This is a genomic window from Streptomyces sp. NPDC008125, from assembly GCF_042957125.1.
Classification (GTDB): Bacteria; Actinomycetota; Actinomycetes; order Streptomycetales; family Streptomycetaceae; genus Streptomyces.
In genome coordinates this window covers 1-2851 of the sequence record NZ_JBIBHR010000055.1, presented here as the reverse complement: position 1 = coordinate 2851, position 2851 = coordinate 1, and the positions used below count along the sequence as shown (strand labels likewise).

Annotated in this window: 4 protein-coding genes and 1 pseudogene; 1 reads left to right on the top strand and 4 read right to left on the bottom strand. The window is 67.5% G+C overall.

Translation table 11 applies throughout. The annotated features are described in order from the left end of the window. Window positions 1-218, bottom strand: a pseudogene (locus tag ACFZAX_RS35370) (hypothetical protein); the annotation flags it as partial. 451 nt (window positions 219-669) lie between these two features. Between ACFZAX_RS35370 and ACFZAX_RS35365 the strand changes: the two are divergent. Beyond that, entirely contained in the window at window positions 670-918 is a 249-nt protein-coding gene (locus tag ACFZAX_RS35365) for a hypothetical protein (RefSeq protein ID WP_390967078.1), read from the top strand. A 10-nt stretch (window positions 919-928) separates the two neighbouring features. On the opposite strand, the gene ACFZAX_RS35360 is transcribed toward ACFZAX_RS35365, so the two are convergent. The 3 genes from ACFZAX_RS35360 to ACFZAX_RS35350 all read right to left on the bottom strand — a co-directional run bounded on the left by ACFZAX_RS35360 (window position 929) and on the right by ACFZAX_RS35350 (window position 2668). Then, window positions 929-1717 (bottom strand): HNH endonuclease, encoded by a 789-nt coding sequence (locus ACFZAX_RS35360; RefSeq protein WP_390967076.1) that lies wholly within the window; start codon window positions 1715-1717, stop codon window positions 929-931. Window positions 1718-1796: 79 nt separating this feature from the next. Next, window positions 1797-2216: a hypothetical protein gene (locus tag ACFZAX_RS35355; protein ID WP_390967074.1), complete on the bottom strand. Its 420-nt coding sequence runs from the start codon at window positions 2214-2216 to the stop codon at window positions 1797-1799. A 164-nt stretch (window positions 2217-2380) separates the two neighbouring features. After that, the gene (locus tag ACFZAX_RS35350) at window positions 2381-2668 is read right to left on the bottom strand and encodes a hypothetical protein (protein WP_390967080.1); all 288 of its coding nucleotides are present in this window, start codon (window positions 2666-2668) and stop codon (window positions 2381-2383) included. Window positions 2669-2851: the final 183 nt, after the last annotated feature.

The window sequence follows — 2851 nt, the reverse complement described above, 5'->3', positions numbered from 1 at the left end:
TCCTCCCAGATCTCGGTCAGCCGCCACAGGCGCGGTGTGTAGCGGACGGCCTGCTCGACGCGACACCGCAGGATGACGGCGCCGCACTGGATCAGTGCGACGGCCACGTCCCAGGCCCGGTCGCCGAAGTCGCCCTCGGGCAGGAGTGTTGCCCGGTGTGGACGGCCAGCGTCCGCTATCACCGGCTTGTAGTTCAGCCACGACCACGCATCGATCACAAGTTGACGCAGGCCACGGTCTCCTCCGGACGTCGGCCCCACGCCGAGGATCAGCCTGTAGTCCGGCGAACCATCGGCAGTCGGCCGCCATATCCTACAGAATCACTTCATGCACCCGGGAATCAGCAGCATCTTGCTCTCCGGCGCGGCGGCCCTCTTCGTCGGCCTGGTCGTCACCCCCGTCTGGAGGCCCGCAACAAGCGGGTACGACTCACACACGAGGCCCGGGACGAGTTCAGCCGCCGCGTGCTAGTCATCCTCTCGGCCTCCGCCCGTCTCCGCGAAATGTCAATCCCGGAGGCCCTCGCAGAGCGGCGTCCGGCCCTCGTGGAGAAACTGAGCGCCGAGCGCGAACGCTGGGTCGACCAACTAGACGACGCCACGCGCTACATGGTCGACAACATGGAAAACCTTCGGACTGAGCTACGCCACCGAGCGCGGACGGGATCTCGTGGGCCGGTTCGTCACCCATTCGCGAGCTCTCATGCTCTCCGAGCGTGCCGTCGAAACGAAGGCGGAGCGGCTGGCCGCTCTCGCAGGCCCCATCCAGAACATCTTCTTCACACGCCGTTGGCGCGTCATCACCATCGTCGGCAGCTTCGAGCAGTTCGAGCGGGCCGTGGCCGCCCTCGATGAGGACCTGCCTGATGACGCCATCCTGCCCGCCCCCTCGCCAGGAACCCCCCAGCCCACAGCCTGACGGACCCCGGCTACAGCACACGTGTTGCCCAGGCAGCGTGCCTTTCAGCCGCCGTCTCTCGCAGCCGCTCGGTAAGCACACTGCGCTCCGCGCCGTACGTCTTGTTGCTATGACAGTTCGGGCATAGGGCGATCATCGCTGACGGGTGGTCCCGGCCGCCGCCAGCATGTTCGTCGATGTGGTCGACCTCCAGCAGCGGCTCTCCGGCACTCGTTCGGTACGGAAGGTCCGGGAGGAGACATTCTGGGTTCTCGCACCGCCCACCACTACGGATCAGCACCGCGCTTCGTGCAGCCGGATTCCGAACACGTCGGTCTCCTCTCACAACCCTCCGCTCCTGATCCCGCCCGGACACCTCCCAGCTCCCCGCCTTCGCGCACAACGCCTGGTATTCGGCCACTGGAGCTGGGCGAGCACGCAACCTCGTCGGCGCGTACGGCTCGGGAACCAGACGGAACTCGCTCCGTGCAGGTTCACCGCTCGGCACCACGTCCAGCCCGGACCATGCGGCCTCCGCTGCCGCCTCGAACTCCGCAAGCTCCCGGCGGTCCTTGACCACGACCGTCACCCTCTTCCCCTGGCTGACGATCTCCATCGCCGCAGCCAGGGCGCTTTCCCTCTTCCCTGCCCCTGTCCCCGTGATCAGGCCCCTCACGCTCTTTGCCCCGACTCCGTACCGCCCGAGCGCGCCCCCACGACGGGGCTCCATCCTCCGTGCGTCCAGAACACCATTGGTCTCCGAAGTACCGGACGTTCGACCGCTCACCAACCATGACGGCAGCCCCAGTGCTTCCTCCACGACCCACCACTCCCTGCACGCTCGCCCTGCCAGCAGTTAGGACGTGAGGTTGCCACAGCCCACTGACATCGCCCTTCAGCTACCTCCGGCCGCTGGTCATCGCCACCACGGGCATAAGCATCGTCGGGTCAAGGAACAGGTCCCACACCGCCGTGTCCAAGAGGTCCGGCAAGTCCTCCGTCTCCCCCTGGCCGACCAACGTCGTCATCTGCTCCTCCAACTCCGCGAACACCCGCGCCGGCCCGACGTGCGACACCCGGATCTGCTCGTACAGCTGGGCGGCCGGGGCTGCCCGCGCCCGCTTCCCCCTCGTCGTATGAACGATCCGCCAGCTCACCGTCGAGTCAATCTGCTCCGGGAGCGCGGGCAGGTAGTCGCCACTGTGGTTCGCCTCGATGACCACGCAGTCCGCACGGTGCTCGTGGTAGAGCTGCGCGGCCCGCTTCATCGCCTGCGTCGGCGTCTCGTGGCTCTTGGTCGCCGGGTCCACGGCCACCACGACCCTTGACCCTCTGGAGAGCGGACAGGTGCTCAGGCCGGGGTCGGAAGCCCTCGACCTCCAGCATCCAGCCCTTCCACGGCGCACCCTCCACGTCTTCAAGTAGCTCCCCGGACAGCTCCTGCCGCCCCAGGCGGGTGTCGGCGTACTCCTCCTCCAGCTCCTCACGGGCGGCCATGCTCAGGTTCGCGTCGTTCTCCCGACATGTGCCCGCGGGTCAGCACCATCCGAGGTGGCGCGCCGCCTGCCCGCTGCTTCTTTTCCTGCGCACGGCCCCGCTCGACGAACCGCTTGACGTGCCAGAGCGGCTTCGGCGTTGTGGAGATCACGACCTGCGGGGCGTCCGCCTCGTGCAGCCAGAACCAGATCATGTCGTAGACCGCCTGCGCCACGATCCGGTTCCAGACCGCGTACTCGTCCAGCCATGCCTTGTCGAACGCCCACCCGCGCAGATTGTCCGGCGGGTCCCGCCCAGGCCGGACTTGTACTTGACGATCTCCTCCGGCAGGAACACCGACAGCAGCCCCGGCTTCGGGGGCTCTAAGAGGGCGTTAAGTCCGCTTCTGGTAGCGGCCTCGTCGGGGTTGGGTGAGGAAGCCTTGGCGGGTGAGGCGTCCGAGGCGGCTGCGGGTGAC